Annotated in this window: 17 protein-coding genes, 1 tRNA gene and 1 rRNA gene; 18 read left to right on the top strand and 1 reads right to left on the bottom strand. The window is 29.2% G+C overall.

All coding sequences use genetic code 11. The features are described 5' to 3' along the window. The first annotated feature begins 88 nt into the window (after positions 1-88). The 6 genes from rrf to trmB all read left to right on the top strand — a co-directional run bounded on the left by rrf (position 89) and on the right by trmB (position 5,147). A 5S ribosomal RNA gene (gene rrf, locus BM119_RS18170) occupies positions 89-206 on the top strand. A gap of 7 nt (positions 207-213) precedes the next feature. Then, positions 214-289: transfer RNA gene (locus tag BM119_RS18165), tRNA-Lys, on the top strand. Positions 290-505: 216 nt separating this feature from the next. After that, a complete protein-coding gene (locus BM119_RS18160) occupies positions 506-1,951 on the top strand; it encodes an aminoacyl-histidine dipeptidase (RefSeq protein ID WP_090043133.1) in 1,446 nt (481 codons plus the stop codon). Positions 1,952-2,047: 96 nt separating this feature from the next. Then, positions 2,048-3,988: an OPT family oligopeptide transporter gene (locus BM119_RS18155; RefSeq protein ID WP_090043132.1), complete on the top strand. Its 1,941-nt coding sequence runs from the start codon at positions 2,048-2,050 to the stop codon at positions 3,986-3,988. Position 3,989: 1 nt separating this feature from the next. Beyond that, complete coding sequence (locus BM119_RS18150; RefSeq protein ID WP_090043131.1) at positions 3,990-4,334, top strand: PqqD family peptide modification chaperone; 345 nt, start codon at positions 3,990-3,992, stop codon at positions 4,332-4,334. Positions 4,335-4,487: 153 nt separating this feature from the next. Then, positions 4,488-5,147, top strand: a complete 660-nt coding sequence (trmB, locus tag BM119_RS18145; protein WP_090043130.1) for a tRNA (guanosine(46)-N7)-methyltransferase TrmB — start codon at positions 4,488-4,490, stop codon at positions 5,145-5,147. 292 nt (positions 5,148-5,439) lie between these two features. Here trmB and ytaF read toward each other — a convergent pair whose 3' ends face one another. Beyond that, complete coding sequence (gene ytaF / locus BM119_RS18140; RefSeq protein WP_090043129.1) at positions 5,440-6,057, bottom strand: sporulation membrane protein YtaF; 618 nt, start codon at positions 6,055-6,057, stop codon at positions 5,440-5,442. A gap of 203 nt (positions 6,058-6,260) precedes the next feature. Here ytaF and BM119_RS18135 point away from each other — a divergent pair, with 203 nt between their 5' ends. The 12 genes from BM119_RS18135 (at position 6,261) to BM119_RS18075 (ending at position 15,585) form a co-directional block, all read left to right on the top strand. Continuing rightward, a complete protein-coding gene (locus BM119_RS18135) occupies positions 6,261-6,527 on the top strand; it encodes an ATP cone domain-containing protein (RefSeq protein WP_090043128.1) in 267 nt (88 codons plus the stop codon). A gap of 333 nt (positions 6,528-6,860) precedes the next feature. Next, complete coding sequence (gene saoT / locus BM119_RS20075) at positions 6,861-7,112, top strand: thioredoxin-like (seleno)protein SaoT (RefSeq protein ID WP_242948466.1); 252 nt, start codon at positions 6,861-6,863, stop codon at positions 7,110-7,112. After that, positions 7,109-8,203, top strand: a complete 1,095-nt coding sequence (gene saoE / locus BM119_RS18130; RefSeq protein ID WP_090043127.1) for an efflux transporter SaoE — start codon at positions 7,109-7,111, stop codon at positions 8,201-8,203. The genes saoT and saoE overlap by 4 nt, the downstream gene beginning before the upstream one ends. Further along, entirely contained in the window at positions 8,203-8,673 is a 471-nt protein-coding gene (gene saoC / locus BM119_RS18125; RefSeq protein WP_090043126.1) for a Cys-Cys-COOH (seleno)protein SaoC, read from the top strand. The genes saoE and saoC overlap by 1 nt, the downstream gene beginning before the upstream one ends. Before the next feature lie 53 nt (positions 8,674-8,726). Beyond that, positions 8,727-9,818: an ABC transporter substrate-binding subunit SaoX gene (gene saoX, locus BM119_RS18120; protein WP_090043125.1), complete on the top strand. Its 1,092-nt coding sequence runs from the start codon at positions 8,727-8,729 to the stop codon at positions 9,816-9,818. Next, on the top strand, positions 9,802-10,602 hold the full coding sequence (saoB, locus tag BM119_RS18110) for an ABC transporter substrate-binding (seleno)protein SaoB (protein ID WP_349817851.1): 801 nt from the start codon (positions 9,802-9,804) through the stop codon (positions 10,600-10,602). The genes saoX and saoB overlap by 17 nt, the downstream gene beginning before the upstream one ends. After that, positions 10,563-11,366 carry an ABC transporter permease subunit SaoP gene (saoP, locus tag BM119_RS18105; RefSeq protein WP_239591056.1) on the top strand — a complete coding sequence of 268 codons (804 nt, stop codon included), beginning with the start codon at positions 10,563-10,565 and terminating at the stop codon, positions 11,364-11,366. The genes saoB and saoP overlap by 40 nt, the downstream gene beginning before the upstream one ends. Then, entirely contained in the window at positions 11,366-12,118 is a 753-nt protein-coding gene (gene saoA, locus BM119_RS18095; protein ID WP_090043120.1) for an ABC transporter ATP-binding protein SaoA, read from the top strand. Before saoP ends, saoA begins: the two co-directional genes overlap by 1 nt. 28 nt (positions 12,119-12,146) lie before the next feature. After that, positions 12,147-12,827, top strand: a complete 681-nt coding sequence (gene saoL / locus BM119_RS18090) for a MerB-like organometallic lyase SaoL (RefSeq protein WP_238493471.1) — start codon at positions 12,147-12,149, stop codon at positions 12,825-12,827. 21 nt (positions 12,828-12,848) lie between these two features. Next, positions 12,849-13,181 carry a DsrE-related protein SaoD gene (saoD, locus tag BM119_RS18085; protein WP_090043118.1) on the top strand — a complete coding sequence of 111 codons (333 nt, stop codon included), beginning with the start codon at positions 12,849-12,851 and terminating at the stop codon, positions 13,179-13,181. Between the two features lie 522 nt (positions 13,182-13,703). Continuing rightward, positions 13,704-14,369: a hypothetical protein gene (locus tag BM119_RS18080; RefSeq protein ID WP_090043117.1), complete on the top strand. Its 666-nt coding sequence runs from the start codon at positions 13,704-13,706 to the stop codon at positions 14,367-14,369. A 262-nt stretch (positions 14,370-14,631) separates the two neighbouring features. Further along, positions 14,632-15,585, top strand: a complete 954-nt coding sequence (locus BM119_RS18075; RefSeq protein WP_090043116.1) for a carbohydrate kinase family protein — start codon at positions 14,632-14,634, stop codon at positions 15,583-15,585. The last annotated feature ends 553 nt before the right edge of the window (positions 15,586-16,138 follow it).

The raw sequence follows: 16,138 nt of genomic DNA, 5'->3' as shown, positions 1-16,138 counted from the left end.
ATATATTCAGCTGACTCATACTAATAGGTCGAGGGCTTGACCAAATAAAAATCTATGTGTAATTTTGAAAGAGCAATCTTTCATAGAATCTGGTAATGATGCCTCTAAAGGTCACACTCCTTCCCATACCGAACAGGAAAGTTAAGCTTTAGAGGGCCGATGGTACTGCATGGGTGACTGTGTGGAAGAGTAGGATGTTGCCAGGTTATTTATGGTTCACTAGCTCAGTCGGTAGAGCACATGACTTTTAATCATGGTGTCCGGGGTTCGATCCCCCGGTGAGCCACCAAAACCGTTCAGATATTCTGAACGGTTTTTTTGCGTGAAAATAGAAAACGTTTAAATAATACCAAATCTTAAGTTTGTAGAACTTTTAACTTATTAAAAATGTTTGAAATATTAGGTGAGACATAGTAATATTAAGAGAGTAAAATGTATTACATTGGAAAGTATAAAGATAAATAATTATCTTAAGATTCTAAATATTATTTTGGAGGGATTTTATATGTCAGTATTAAAAGATTTACAACCAACAAATGTTTTTAAGTTTTTCGAAGAATTATGCCAAATACCTCACGGTTCAAAAAATGAGAAGGTGATAAGTGATTATTTAGTTAATTTTGCAAAAGAAAGAAATTTAGAAGTAATCCAAGATAAGGCTTTAAACGTAATAATAAAGAAGGCTGCAACAGAAGGATATGAAAATGCTCCAACTGTTATAATACAAGGACATATGGACATGGTTTGTGAAAAAACTAGTGATAGCGATCATGATTTTGAAAAAGATCCGCTAGAATTAAGAATAATAGATGGAAAAGTATATGCTACTAATACAACATTAGGAGCTGATAATGGAATAGCTGTTGCTTATGGACTAGCTCTTCTAGATTCTAAAGACATGCATCATCCAGCAATAGAATTTGTAGCTACTACAGATGAAGAAACTGGAATGGGTGGAGCAGAGGCTTTAGATACAAAAGATCTTAAAGGTAAAATATTATTAAACATAGATTCAGAAGAACAGGGGATTTTTCTAGTTAGTTGCGCTGGTGGAATAACAAAGAAAGTTTATTTACCATGTAATTGGGAGAAAAATGAAAATACTACATTAAAATTAGAAGTAACTGCTTTAAAAGGTGGTCACTCAGGAATGGAAATAATAAAGCAAAGAGGAAACGCTAATAAGTTAATGGGAAGATTATTATATGTAATAAGTAAAGAAGTTAACTTTAACATATCATCCTTAAATGGTGGAGCAAAACATAATGCAATTCCTCGTCACTGTGAAACAATAATAACATTAAATGATAAAGATGTAGAAAAAGTTAAGGCATTAGTTAAAGAGTTCGATGCTACATTTAAAAATGAGTTAAGAGTTCAAGATAAAGATGTTTCTGCTGTAGCAACTGATATAGCTAAAGTTGAGGAGCATTTAACAAATGATACAACTTGTAAACTTATATCTTTATTAAACTTAATTCCAGATGGAATTCAAGCTATGAGCAACGATATAGAAGGACTAGTTGAAACTAGTTTAAATGTAGGTGTTATATCAACTTCTAGGGAATCAGTTGAATTTGTAGCGGCTATAAGAAGTGCTGTTAGAAGCTCAAAATATGCTTTATCTGATAAACTTGACAACTTAGCTCAATTAGTTGGAGCAAAAGTTGAAATTGAATCAGAATACCCAGAGTGGCAGTACAATCCTGATTCGAAAATCAGAGATTTGTGTGTAAATGTCTATAAAGAAGTAACTGGACAAGCAGCACAAGTAAGTGCAATACATGCTGGACTTGAATGTGGATTATTAATGGAAAAAATGCAAGGAACAGACATGATAAGCTTTGGACCAGATTTAGCAGATGTTCATACTCCAAATGAACATATGAATATAGAATCAGTAGCAACTATTTGGAACTTCTTAAAGGCTCTTTTAGAGAATATAAAATAAGGTTCTAAAAAATTAAAATAATAATATAAATATAATGTAGACTTGTAATATACAATATTACAAGTCTTTTAATTTTATAAAAAGAGGGTGTTGCGTATGGATGTAGAATCGAAAAAATTATCAAGAGATGCGTATGGTAATTGTAAAGGGGAAGACTATATACCTTTTGTACCTACATCGGCGGTTATGCCAGAGACTACAGGATATTCTATAATTTTAGGTATCATATTTGCATGTCTATTTGCAGCTGCTAATACTTACTTAGGATTAAAAATAGGACTAACTATATCAGCAGGTATACCAGGAGCTATATTAGCTACAGGTATACTAAAAGGAATCTTTAGAAGAAATAATATTTTAGAAGCCAATATGGTAGCTTCATTAGCTGCTATGGGCGAATCTATAGCTGGAGGAGTAATATTTATATTACCAGCTATAATATTGTGGAAACTTGATTTAAGTATATGGACAGTTGTAATTATAACTATAATCGGGGGTATGATGGGTATATTTTTTGTTACCCCTCTTAGAAGATTTTTAATAGTTGAGGAACATGGAACCCTTGTATATCCAGAATCTATGGCAGCAGCAGAAGTTCTTGTTACAGGAAGTGAAGGTGGAAGAGGGTTTAAGACAGTACTTACTGGGCTTGGTGTAGGTAGTGGATATAAGCTATTTTCAGGTGGTTTTGCATTATGGGGAGAACAAGCCACATATATATTTAAAAGTTATCAAGGAACTATGATGGGATTTGATACTTTAGCTTCTTTACTAGGGGTAGGATTTATAGTAGGTACTGAAGCGTCTCTTCTTATGTTTGGAGGTTCTGTTATTGCCTGGTTTGCACTTATACCTCTTATAAAGTTTTTAGGCTCAGGATTAATATCACCAGTATTTCCATCGGCAAAACTTATAGCGGATATGTCATCTATGGAAATTTGGTCAAACTATATAAAATATATAGGTGCTGGAGCTGTTGCAATGGGAGGATTTATATCTCTTGCAAAATCTATTCCAACCATTATAAGTAGTTTTAAAAAAGCTATGTCTGGAATGGGAAAAGGTGAAGGGGTAAGCGAAGTAAAGAGAATGGATATAGAAGCACCAATTACATGGGTTATAGGTGCAACTGCATTAGGATTTGCTTTAACTTGGTTAATGCCTACAATCAGAGCTGGTTTTATAGGTGGTTTACTTGCAGTTATATTTAGTTTTTTCTTTGCTGTAGTTTCAGCAAGAATGGTAGGAATAATAGGGGCGTCAAATAATCCAGTATCAGGTATGACAATAGCAACTTTATTATTTGTAACTACAATTTTAAAATTAACAGGAAATATAGGTACAGATGGTATGGTTAAAGCTATACTAATTGGTGGGATTGTATGTGTAGCTATAGCTGTAGCTGGAGGAACTGCCCAAAGTTTAAAAACTACTTTTGTAATCGGTGGAACTCCAAAGAAAGTACAAATGGGTATGTTTATAGCAATAGCAATATCAGCTGTTTTTGTAGCACTAGTTATAAGTATGCTTGATAAAGCATATGGAATAGGAAGTCAAGCTGTACCAGCACCACAGGCTACATTAATGAGTATGATAGTTGATGGAATAATGACAGCGAAACTACCTTGGACACTAGTTATTATAGGTGCTGCAATAGCAGTATTTTGTGAACTAGCTAAAATACCAATATTACCTGTTGCACTAGGAATTTATCTGCCAATAACATTGAATGCAGGTATATTAGCTGGTGGGATAATAAGAGTATTAGTTGAGAAGAAATTTAAGAAAGAAGAAGATCGTAAAAAAGAATCACTTGAAAAGGGTATTCTTATAGCATCAGGATTAGTTGCAGGGGATGCGCTTATGGGAATTGTTATAGCTATTTTTGCAACTATAGGTATTGATATAGGATTTGGTAAGAATATTTTATCAGGTATAACTCAAAGCAACTTATTTGCATTTATTATGTTTATGGTTTTAGCAGTATGGATATATAAAGTAGCTTGCAAAAAAGATACTGCAGTTAAGGTAAATTAGTATGAATGATAGATATAATTTTGCCATGTATGTACCAGAGATAAAACATAATGAATGGAAAGTAGAGGATGGTAAAGTTACTCTTTATTTTAAAGTTAATGATCCAGTAAAAAAGTTTGCATCATGGCTTGTAAAAAAATCACCTTCATGTGATGTTGAACTTGATGATATGTGTTCACAAGCTTGGTTAGCTATAGATGGTGAAAAAAGTATTTATGACATTTCAAAAATTATGGCTAAAAGGTATAATGAAGAAATAAATGCATCTATATATAGATTAGTAACTTATATGAGATATATATCTAAAAGAGGTTGGATCACATTTAAAGAAGTAAAACAAAAATAATTTTAGAATATGTAAAAATAAAAAAGCATTGTAGAGTTAATATCTTTGCAATGCTTTTTCATGTAAACATTAATAAATGTAGAAAAGTTAATGCTAAAAATGATATAATAATCAGTACGTGATTTCGAAATAAAACTTAATGGAGTGAAGAATATGAGAATGAGAAGAAAACCTTGGGCAAGACCAGAGCTTGAAGGGTCAAATATGTTTTTAGTAAACCCACCTGAATATAAGGGTAAATGGAGTGAACTATTTAATAATAATAACCCAATATATTTAGAATTAGGGTGTGGAAAAGGAACATTTGTAGCTGTTCATGCAGCAGAAAATCCAGACAAAAATTATATAGCTATTGATATAAAAGATGAAGTTTTAGTTTTAGCTAAAAGACATATAGAAAAAGCATTTGAAGAGAATAATAGAAAAGAAATTGATAATGTTAAAATAATGTCTCAGGAGATAGGTTTAATTGAGAATGTATTTGAAGAAAATGAGATATCTCATATTTACATAAATTTTTGTAATCCTTGGACTAAAAAAAGACATAAAAAAAGAAGATTAACACATACTAGTTCTTTGAAGAAGTATAGAGAATATTTAAAGTCAGGTGGAGAAATCTGGTTTAAAACAGATGATGACGAATTATTCAGAGATTCTCAAGAATATTTTACTCAAAGTGGTTTTGTAATAACATATATAACATATGATTTACATAAATCAGGATTTAAAGGAAATGTTTCAACTGAACATGAAGATATGTTTACTAAAGAGGGTATAAGCACTAAATTTTTAATAGCTAAATCTACAAAATAATATGTAATAATTTAATAATAAGGATTGCTAAACTATGAAATTAAGATTTTAAATTATGATTTCATAGTTTTTTTAAAATAACATAAAATAAAAATATAAAAATAAAAAGTAGCTAAAAAGATATTAGCTACAAAAACTTCAAAACTATTTTAGTAAAATTAAAGTTTAATTTGATTAAAGGAGTGTTAAAGTAAATAAATGAGAATAGCAGAAGCATAACATAAAAATTAAGAAAAGAGGAATTTTAATATATTATATGCTGTACAATGTTAAATGTTAATTATATTTTAGTTTAAAATAAAAGTTCAATGCAACCTAAAACAATTATTAATAAAGCGGATATTAAATTGCAATATTTGCCGAATATTTTGGAGAAGCACTTTCTACCAAAATACATTCCACAAACAAAAAATATCATTCCTATAAAAAAAGTTAATAAAGTTGCAATAAATGGGTTTATGCCGGAAATACTAGCACTTATACCTATTCCTAAGTTATTTAAACTAAGAGCTATTGATAAATACACACATTCTTTAGTGTCTATTGTGTGAGATGAATCAGAGTCAGCAAGTTCAGGATTATCTAAGATATCCTTATAAACATGTACATCATTTGTTTTCCTGATTTCATTTTTTTCAGATGCTTCTTTTCTAAACACCGGAATTAAAAACCATATACCTAAACATATTAACAATAAGGCACCTATTATATTAGATACACTTTCAGAAATTATACTAGATATAAAATATCCTAAAATCATTGCTAAAAATGTACCAAGTGCAGTTATTGCTGAAATTATGGTAAGGTTTTTAAAACCAACTTTTATTTTATTACACCCATAAACCACTCCAACAGCTAAGCTATCTAGACTTGCTGCAAAGGCTAATAAAAAAGCTGAAAAAAATCCCATAAAATCTTCATCCTTTAAAGTAAAGTATTTACCTTATAAGTATATTGTCAAATATATTTAATTGTGACAGAAAAATATTTGTATTAATAAGGTGAAAATACATATAATTAAGAAATGTTTGAAAATTAAGCGAATATAGAATATAATTAAAAAAATAATTATATTCATACTATTATATTTTATGAATTTTAGGAGGAAAACTTATGATGGTTATAAAAAAAGATGGAAGAAGAGAAGAGTTTAATATAAATAAAACAAAGGTGAGTATAGAAAATGCATCAGAAGAATTTAGAGGTGAATTAAATTCAAGTGATTTAGAAATTATTTCAAAAGATATTGAAAAATCTATTTCACAATTAGGAAATAAAAACACATCAAGTTATGAAATAATAGGTGCAACTATTAGTATATTAAATAAAAATGGATTTAAAAATGTAGCACTGGAATATGTAAAAAACAATTTATCCTAGAATTTTTATATTATGGTCACACCTATAATAGGGGACTTAAGTCTTATAAAATAAAAGCATTACTTTATAATGGATCTAGTAATTTTTGTTGAAGAAATTACTAGAGGTTATGAGGTAGTGCTTTTATTTATTTTATATAAAAGCATTTATTTATTTATGAAAATTAACAATTAAGTACGGGTTATAGAAAAAAAATATAGAAGATGGAATATATATAGAAAATAACTATAATTAAAAATGATGTAAATAGTAGAAAAATATACCTAACTGTTTTACCATAAGTACGGGGAATGTATTTTTAAGAAGAAAAATGTAGACAGGGGAGGATAATACGTGAAAAAAGGGTTTTTAGAATTTATAAATGCATGTGCATGATGCAATGTTTATACATCCTTCGTTGAAGGACTAGCAAAAGAATATAGAGACAGGGTAAATGTAAAGATATATAAGGTAGGAAAAGATTTTGATTATATAAAAAAATATGGGCCAGTTATGAAAAGTATATTGATAATTAATGAGAGAAAGAAAATAGATAATATATCAAAAGAAACTATAAGGAAAGCATTTGAAGAGGCAATTATATGATTTATGAATTTATAGAACAATCAATATTATCATCGGTGAACATTTTAAATGGCTCATCATCTTGGCTTATAATTAGTTTTCTGCTTGCAGGAACTTTAAAAAATTTAGTATCACCAGAAAAATTTCAAAAAATGTTAGGAAATAAAAAGTTTTCATCTATATTAAAAAGTATATTCTCATCATTATTATTACCTGTTTGTAGTTGTGGTACATTTCCATTAGCTATAAGCATGTATTATTCAGGTGCATATTTAGGACCTACACTTGCTTTTTTAACAGCTAATCCAGTTATGAATCCAATAGCTATAATTTTATGTTACGGACTGTTAGGACCAAAACTAACAGTTATATATATAATAACAGGACTTACTCTTGCAATTATAGTTGGAATAGTAGCTAATAATTTTTCAGGAAGCGAAGTGTGCTTAGATAACTCTTTTGATGGACAAGGCGCGTTTGAATTAGAAGAGGACAAACCATCGGTAATTCAAAAAATAAAAAGAGGCATAAATTGGGCATTTACGGATTTGGCCATGGTAGTGAGTAAATATGTAGTTTTAGGTATGGTTTTAGCAGGATTTATTTTAACCATAGCTCAAGATAATAGTATTCAAAAAATACTTGGAGATCCTAGTATGATATCGCTAGGAGGGGTAGCTATACTTGCTGGGATAATGTATGTTTGTGCGGTGGGACATATACCATTCATAGCAGCACTAATAGCTACAGGGGTTGCACCAGGAGTAGCTATAACATTTCTTATGGCAGGAGCAGCAACAAATTTGCCAGAACTTTTAAGCTTGTATAAGATAATTGGGAAAAAAGCTGTATTAATATATTTCTCTATAATAACTGGTGGTTCACTTATAGGAGGATATGTAGCAAATATGATATTATTGCCTAACTTTAAACCAGTAATGGATTTTGATAAGGTAAATCATTCAGTAAATACAGCAAATAAGTTTATAATAACTTTTCCACATTGGATGAAGGTAATATGTACTATAGGAATAGTTGTATTAGGCGTTATTGCAATATGGAAAGATTTAAGAATTAAATATCTAAATCACAAAATGAAGGTGGAAAAATAATGAGATTTAAAATGAGACAATTAGCAGTTGCTTTTATTCTTATTACTAGTATATGTGTGCTTTCAGCATGTGATAAATCCAATAATAAAGGCGATAAAAAAATACAGGTTTCAAATAGTAAGTTATTAGAGTTTTTTGAAAATGAGATACCTGATGCAGAGATTTTATTGGCTAAAGAAGAGGATTTAAATGGAGATGGTCTTAAAGATATTGTCGTAATTTATACTCGTTATAATAATAATGAAATGGTTGTTGCAATAAATAATGAAAAAGATGAGTTTAAGTTATCCAATTCTCACAAGGCACCAATAGAAAATCAAAGTATTCAATTTAAAGATATAGACGACAAAGATCCAATAGAATTTATTATATCTGGGTCAAAGAATGGCGCAGTGGGATATGGTATTTATAGGCTAGAAAATGATAAAGTTATAGATTTATTTGGGGAAGATATGAATGATTGTTGCTAATATTAAAATTAATTAATATAAAAATTTCATGAAAAAAATTTTAGGAGGTACATATGAATAAGAAGTTAAAAAATTTATTATTGATTTTAGGGGTAGTAACTGTTTCACTAGGAGCATTAAGTGGATGTGGAAAAAAAGATTCAGCAGAATCTGAGGATAACGATTACACAATAAAGGTTGGATATTATAACTGTGATCATATGACAGCAGCACCTATTGCTAAAGCAGCTGGTATATATGACAAGCTTGGATTGAAGGTTGAGCTTACTGGTAATGGAAAGGTTCCTCAGGCTATGGCAGCAGGGCAAATGGATGCTGGATATATAGGAATAGGTAATGTATTAAATTCACCTAAAAATAATGTTCCTTTAGTTATTGGTGCTAATAATCATGAGGGTGGATCTTATTATTTAGTTGTGTCAAATGATATTAATGAACCAAAAGATCTTTTAGGAAAAACATTAGGAATAGGTTCTAAACCAGAAGAGGATTTATCATGGGCAACTATGGCTAAAGAACTTAACATACCTGTAGAGGGGTCTAATTATGATGCTATTAATATGAATAGTATACAGGATTCCTATGTTGCATTAAAATCAGGACAAATAAAAGGATATACAGCATGTGATCCATGGGGTTCTATGGCTGAATATGAAAAAGTGGGAAAAATAATGAAGGAGTATGTTGGACCAGAAGGAGATATGGGACTATGCTGTGCTTTTACATTAAATAAAAATTTCGTCAAAGAACATAGGAAGTTAGCTGAAAAATTAGTTCAAGCTCACGTAGAAGCAATAAAGTTTATGTACGAGCATCCAGTTCAATCATCAAAAATGTTTGCTGAAGCTTACAAGGTACCAGAAGAAGTTGGATTAATGACTATATATAAAAAGACAGCTACAATAGGCAGAACAATAACTTGGAAAATGGATGAAGAAGATGCTAAGAGAGAAATAAAAGCTCGTCAAGATATAGGATCAGTGGATAAAAATGTTGAGTATGAAGACGTTGTAGATAATCAATTATTAGATGAGTTAAAAGTTGAAGATTTTGATCAATATATAAAAGAAAAAGTAGATCCTATTTTCCCATTAGGAATGAGCTACGAGGACTGGAAAACAAAAGCTAATGAAATTGATAAATAAACTAATTTTTATTATTATTGGGGTTTTAGTAGTATTATTACTTGTTTTTACACCAAAGGATAATGGAAAAAATAACAACAAGCTAAATGTTGCATATGGAAATGATGCTTCAGGAGTTGTTATAAATTATGTTATAGAAGAAAAAAAATTAAGTAATACCATGGTGGAAGATATAGATGGTGTTACAATGAATGATTGCTGAGGCAATAATGCTCAATGGGCATTGAGTTCTAATTCTCTTCAAGTTGCATTGCTTTGTAGTGATGCAGCTGAGGAGTTTATTAAAAATAATCAGGAGTTTGAAGTAGTTGGACCTATAGTAAAAAATTCAGATGTTCTTATTTTAAACAAAAATAATCCAAAAAAAATAGCAGTAAGTCAGAAGAGAATTAAAGATTCAGAAATAATAAAAAAGAAATTTAAAGACCAAGTTGAAATAGTTCCTACACTTCATAATATATTGCCCTATGTACTTGAAAAAGGGGAAGTAGATGGGGTAATTATAGATGCAAAAAATGCTACATTTTTAAATGGATATGATGAGGGGGCATATGAAATTATTGGGGAATATATTTCATATGTAATGGTAGTTAATAAGAAGTTTAGGGAGTCAAAAGAGTTTGGTAATTTTATAGAAATATATAATGACGGAGTAGATGAAATCAATAATGATTATAATAAGTTATTTCATGCTATAAAGCTTATATATAATACAGGAGAATTTTCAGAAAAGGAGGCAAACTTATGGAAAAAGTGGAAAGTGGAGTTTCTAAAAATTCAATGATTATAGATAAAAAGAATTTAAAAGAATTAGTATATAAAATTGCTTTATTTATAGCCATTATAATAGCATGGCAAGTTGCAGCAAATTATTATGATAGTGCTTTATTATTGCCAACACCTAAGGCTACTTTTGATAGATTTGTTGAAAACATTCAAAATAAAGAAGTTATAACTAATATATCAATAACTTTAAGTAGAGTTTTAAGAGGATTTGTGTGGGCATTAATTATAGGATTGCCACTAGGGTTTCTTATGGGATTATCCAAGCTAGCCAATAAATTAATAGGTGGAATAGTAGATTCTATAAGACAAGTTCCTATTATGGCATGGGTACCATTAACTATAATATGGTTTGGAATAGGGGATGGACCTACTATATTCTTAATAGCCTTTTCAGGTATATTCCCAATAATACTTAATACAATTCAAGGAGTAAGGAATATATCTCCAGATTATTATCATGCTGCTAGGAGTATGGGAGCAAGTTATTTTAGTATATTTAAGGATGTTATTTTACCAGCATCTATACCTGATATACTAACTGGATCAAGAATAGCAATAAGTAGTGGATGGATGTCTGTAATCTGAGCAGAGTTCATAGCAACGAGTGCCGGTCTTGGTTACTCTATGGTTGAGGCTCAAGTAAGAATGCAATCAGATTCACTGATTTCTCTTATGTTTTTAGCCGCTATTGTAGGATTCTTAATAGATAGAACACTACAATTATTAAACAAAAGCCTTACTAAATGGAGGTATGTAAAGTAATGAAAGTTGATATTCAAAATATAAGTAAGGTATTTAAAAATAATAAAAAAGTAAAAGAAGTTTTAAAGGATATAAGTTTTCAAGTTGAAGAAGGTGAGTTTATATCATTACTTGGACCATCAGGTTGTGGTAAAACTACACTATTAACAATAATAGCTGGATTTCAACAAGCTACAGGTGGAAAAATATTAGTAAGTGGTAAAGAAGTTAAAAAATCAGGGCCAGATAGAGGATTTGTATTTCAAAGTTATGCACTTTTTCCTTGGATGACGGTTAAGGATAATATACTGTATCCAATGAAGCAGCAAAAAATGAATAAGGAACAACGAAATAACAGATTACAGGAGTTGCTAGAAATGTCTCATCTAGAAGGTAATGAGCATTTATATCCACACCAAATATCTGGTGGCATGAAGCAAAGAACGGCTGTTATAAGAGCTCTAGCATGTAAGCCAGAGGTTCTACTTATGGATGAACCATTAGGTGCTGTTGATTTTCAAATGAGAAAAATACTTCAGGAAGAGTTAGAGTCAATTTGGATACAGGATAGGACAACAGTCATTATGGTTACACATGATGTTGATGAAGCTGTATATATGAGTGATAGAGTTATCGTTATGTCAACAGATAAAGGAAAAATTTTAAAGGATTTAAAAGTAAACCTCCCAAGACCTAGAGACAGAGAATCAGATGAATATAATGAATATAAAATTAATCTTACAAATGTTTTAAAGGGAGCTTTAAATTATTAAAATAAAGAAATTTAAGTGTGAGGTACAAATGAAAGAATTATATATGAATGAATATAAAGGTTTTAAAAATTATGATTTTGATGAGGTGTATAGAGCTAGTATATGTTCTAAAATGTCACTTAAGGAAGAAAAACTAAGAAGATTCTTTATGGATTATATCATAGAAGAAAAACAACCATTTGAATTAGATTCTATAGATAAATATTTAGATAAACTTCAATTAGAAAAAAAAGAGGTCAAAAAATTAGTTAAATCAATTGAAGAGAAAGAAGGATTATGGCAAGAAGATGGGTTTATAAAGTTTGTATATCCAGTTTCATCTATAGAGACTAATCATAGAGTTAGAATTGAAGATGGAAGAGAGTTTTTTGCTATGTGTGCAATAGATGCTATGGGATCACATTTTACTTTTGATAAAAATATAAAAATAAATTCAAAATGCAGTGAATGTGGACAAGAAATTTTTGTTGAAATCAATAATGGTGAAGTGGTAGAGTGCCAACCAAGTAGCTTAAATATACTTCATGTGAATACAGAAAAATTCACGGAAATGGCTAAAACTTGCTGAAATATCATGAATTTCTTCTGTATGGAGAATGAACTAGATACTTGGGTTAATAAAATGAATATATCTAAAGAATTATATTTTAAGCTGGATATATTGGAAGCATTAGATGCTGCAAAGATGATCTTTAGAGTAGATAAATAATAAGTGAAGAGGGGTAAAAAAATGAAAGTTGCATATGTTATTAGTTCAGATAATTGTAGAACAATATTAAGAGATATGATAATTCCACAAATAGAAGATGGAATACATGGAGCAGATGTTGTAGGTATGTTTTTTGTATTTGATAATACTTATTTATTGACTAAGGGGACTGAAATAGCAGAGAGATTACAAAAGATTCATGAAAAAACAGGCATGGTTATGCTTGCATGTGATAAATGTGCTATAGAAAGAGAAATTGATGATAAATTAGTAGACGGGGCTACTATAGGATGCTTTCCAATATTATACGCAACACTTAACTCGGTTGGAGTTGACCATATAATAACACTGTAAGAGGTTGTTGAATAACTAATTTTTATAAATAATTGTTAAAGAAAATATTCTTGAAATTTATAGATTTCAAGGATATTTTCTGTTTTTTATTTTGGGGTATTTTTATTGAATTAATTTATTGAACAAGATAATAATATCCATCGTGGCGTTCATATGGAGATTTTCTATAGAAAATTGGATTTTATAGAGTGTGTAAATGTTTTAGCACGAAAAATAGTTGTTTCATCTTTAAAATGTAATTTGTAACTTTTGTAATAGACAGGGCGAGTATCTTAAATATTATTTTAGGAGAATATTTTAATATAAAAAGGTTTATTGTGGCTTTTAATAGAATAGATTATATAATTTAAACTAATTTTTTAAAAATAGTGAAGCATATGGAAAATAGGAGATTAGATCAATAATATGGAGTTTTAAAACTTTTATTTAAAAAGTAGAGATGATTTTTTATTAAAAAATATAGACTTAATTATTAAATAAAAAAGAGTTTATTATATATTTATTTTAAGGAGGAACATATATATGCTGAATCACAAAATAAATGAAAAAGGACTTGAATTACCATTTTTTGCAGGGAGAAGAATCAACAAAACACCACTGTTATTTTCTTTGCTAATTGGAGTTGTTTTTGGATTCATTGGTTATCTAGTAACTGAGTCGATTACCTATACTATTCTAACAGCTATAGTACTTTTTTCTCTAGTTATATTTATATATTATCCACTGTATCTAAATAGTTTTTTTAATTATTGGACAATGGATGAAGATAAAATTATGTATGTTAGTAGTAATAGTTATCAACAATCTGTAAAAAGATTATTAGAAGGACTATGCGGTAATGAGAAAAATTCCGAAAAGGTAATTTTTTATCAGGATATTAAAGAAATAAGTATTGTATATAAAAGAAAAGTAATGGATGTTTCTAAAACATTTACACTAACATCATATGCACCTACTGCATATATGCCCTATTTAAGAGATCCTTTTTACATCAATGTATTAACAAAGGATAATGCAATAATTGAACTTGATATTTCATTAGACTATTTTAAAAATCAAAAAAGAACTTATTTGAGTTTACCAGAAATATGTGATTATTTTATTGGTAAAGGAATTCTTGTTAAAGATTATCAAAACATCGAACAAGCATCAAAAGAAGAAGCAAAAATTGATAAATATATATATTGAGTAGTTTATAATTTAATATATAAATTATTTATTTCGGAGCTTAGACTTAAATGATTCTAAGTTCTATTTTTGTGTAAAAATAAAGCTTAATTGGTTACTATGAACTAGTATCACTTCCTTGTCTAATGTGAAATATACATGGCACCTTTGGCTTATTATTTTCTTCCATGTGTCTTAATCGGAGAAATTCGACATTAATACTTCAAAAAATCTCAAAATATGATAAAATAAAAGGGTTAATATTTTGGAGGGCGGAGATTTTATGGAAAAGAGTAATGAAGGTTATGCATTGGTTTTGGGTGCATCAATAGTAGATATATTTGGATTTTGCAGGTCTAAGTATAGAGAATGTAACTCTACACCAGGTAGTATAAAAATGTCTTTTGGTGGAGTGTGCAGAAACATTGCAGAAAATATGGCAAGAGTTGATGTTAGCACTAAATTCATATCTATTTTGGGTGATGATGAAAAAGGAAGAAATATGCTTGAGCATTCAAAGATTGTTGGATATAACATGGAAGAATCCCTAATGCTTAAAGACGGAACTACACCAACATATTTGGCTATATTAGATGAAAAGGGAGAAATGATATCAGCAGTAGTTGATATGGAAAGTATTAATAGACTATCTCCTGAATTTATTGACTCTAAGGCAGAGATTATTGAAAATGCAGAATACACATTGTTAGATGCAGATAATCCAAAGATATTAGAATACATATTAACTAAATTTAAAGGAAAAACAAAATTTGTTTTAGATCCAGTATCGGCTTGTAAAGCAGCAAATATAAGAAATTTAATAAAACACTTTCATACTATAAAACCAAATAGATATGAAGCTGAAGTTTTAAGTGGAATAATAATAAGAAATGATAATGACTTAAAAACAGCAGCCCAATATTTTCATGATTTAGGAGTTGAAAATGTATTTATAAGTTTAGATGAGGATGGAATATACTTCTCTAATGGTAAAGAAGCAGGTAAGTTCAAAGCAAATAATGTACCAGTTAAAAATGTTACAGGTGCTGGAGATTCATTTGTGGCAGGATTAGCATATGGATATATGAACAAATTATCATTAGATGATACTGTGACTTTTGCTATAGCAATGTCTACTATAACTATAGCGCATGAAGAAACAATTCATCCAAAAATGAGTTTAGAATTTGTTGAAGAAACAATTAAACAACTAGATTGGACTAAAATAAAGTTTTAAATAAAAGCAATTATTTTTATTATTTATAAGATATATATTATAAAAAATTCAACTTATATAAGTTGAATTTTTTTACTTTAGTAGGATATTATAAAATTTCGAATCTGTGGATAACTTTAATAACTATTAAAATATATAGATTTTTTAATTGAAAACTTTAATAAGTGAAAAATTACAAGTGGCAAGTTGCAAGAGTTTAAGAAATTGACGATTGAAGATTGACAATTCAAGGATACATCTTCTAAGGAAGATTTTAAAATTTAAAAAATATAATTTAGAGAAAATCTGTGATTTTCAACCTGAACTTTCAACTTTCCACTCTCAACCTTCAACTTTATATTTATGAAGTCCGTGACTTTCAACAATAATCGTCAATCGTCAATTCTCAATTGTTAATTAAAAAAGGGCGTAGCCTTTTTTCTTGTTTATGCAGAGTAATATTATTTAATTAAATTCTGTTCTATAACAGAATTTAATTAAATGTGGTGAATCTAGTTTAATATATTTTATAAAAGCTTTAATATATAATATATGGATTAATTTTAAGGAGGGA

This window comes from Clostridium frigidicarnis (assembly GCF_900111985.1).
GTDB classification, from domain to species: Bacteria; Bacillota; Clostridia; order Clostridiales; family Clostridiaceae; genus Clostridium_Z; species Clostridium_Z frigidicarnis.
The sequence above is the reverse complement of the archived record's forward strand: the minus strand, read 5'-3'. Positions and strand labels throughout refer to the sequence as shown.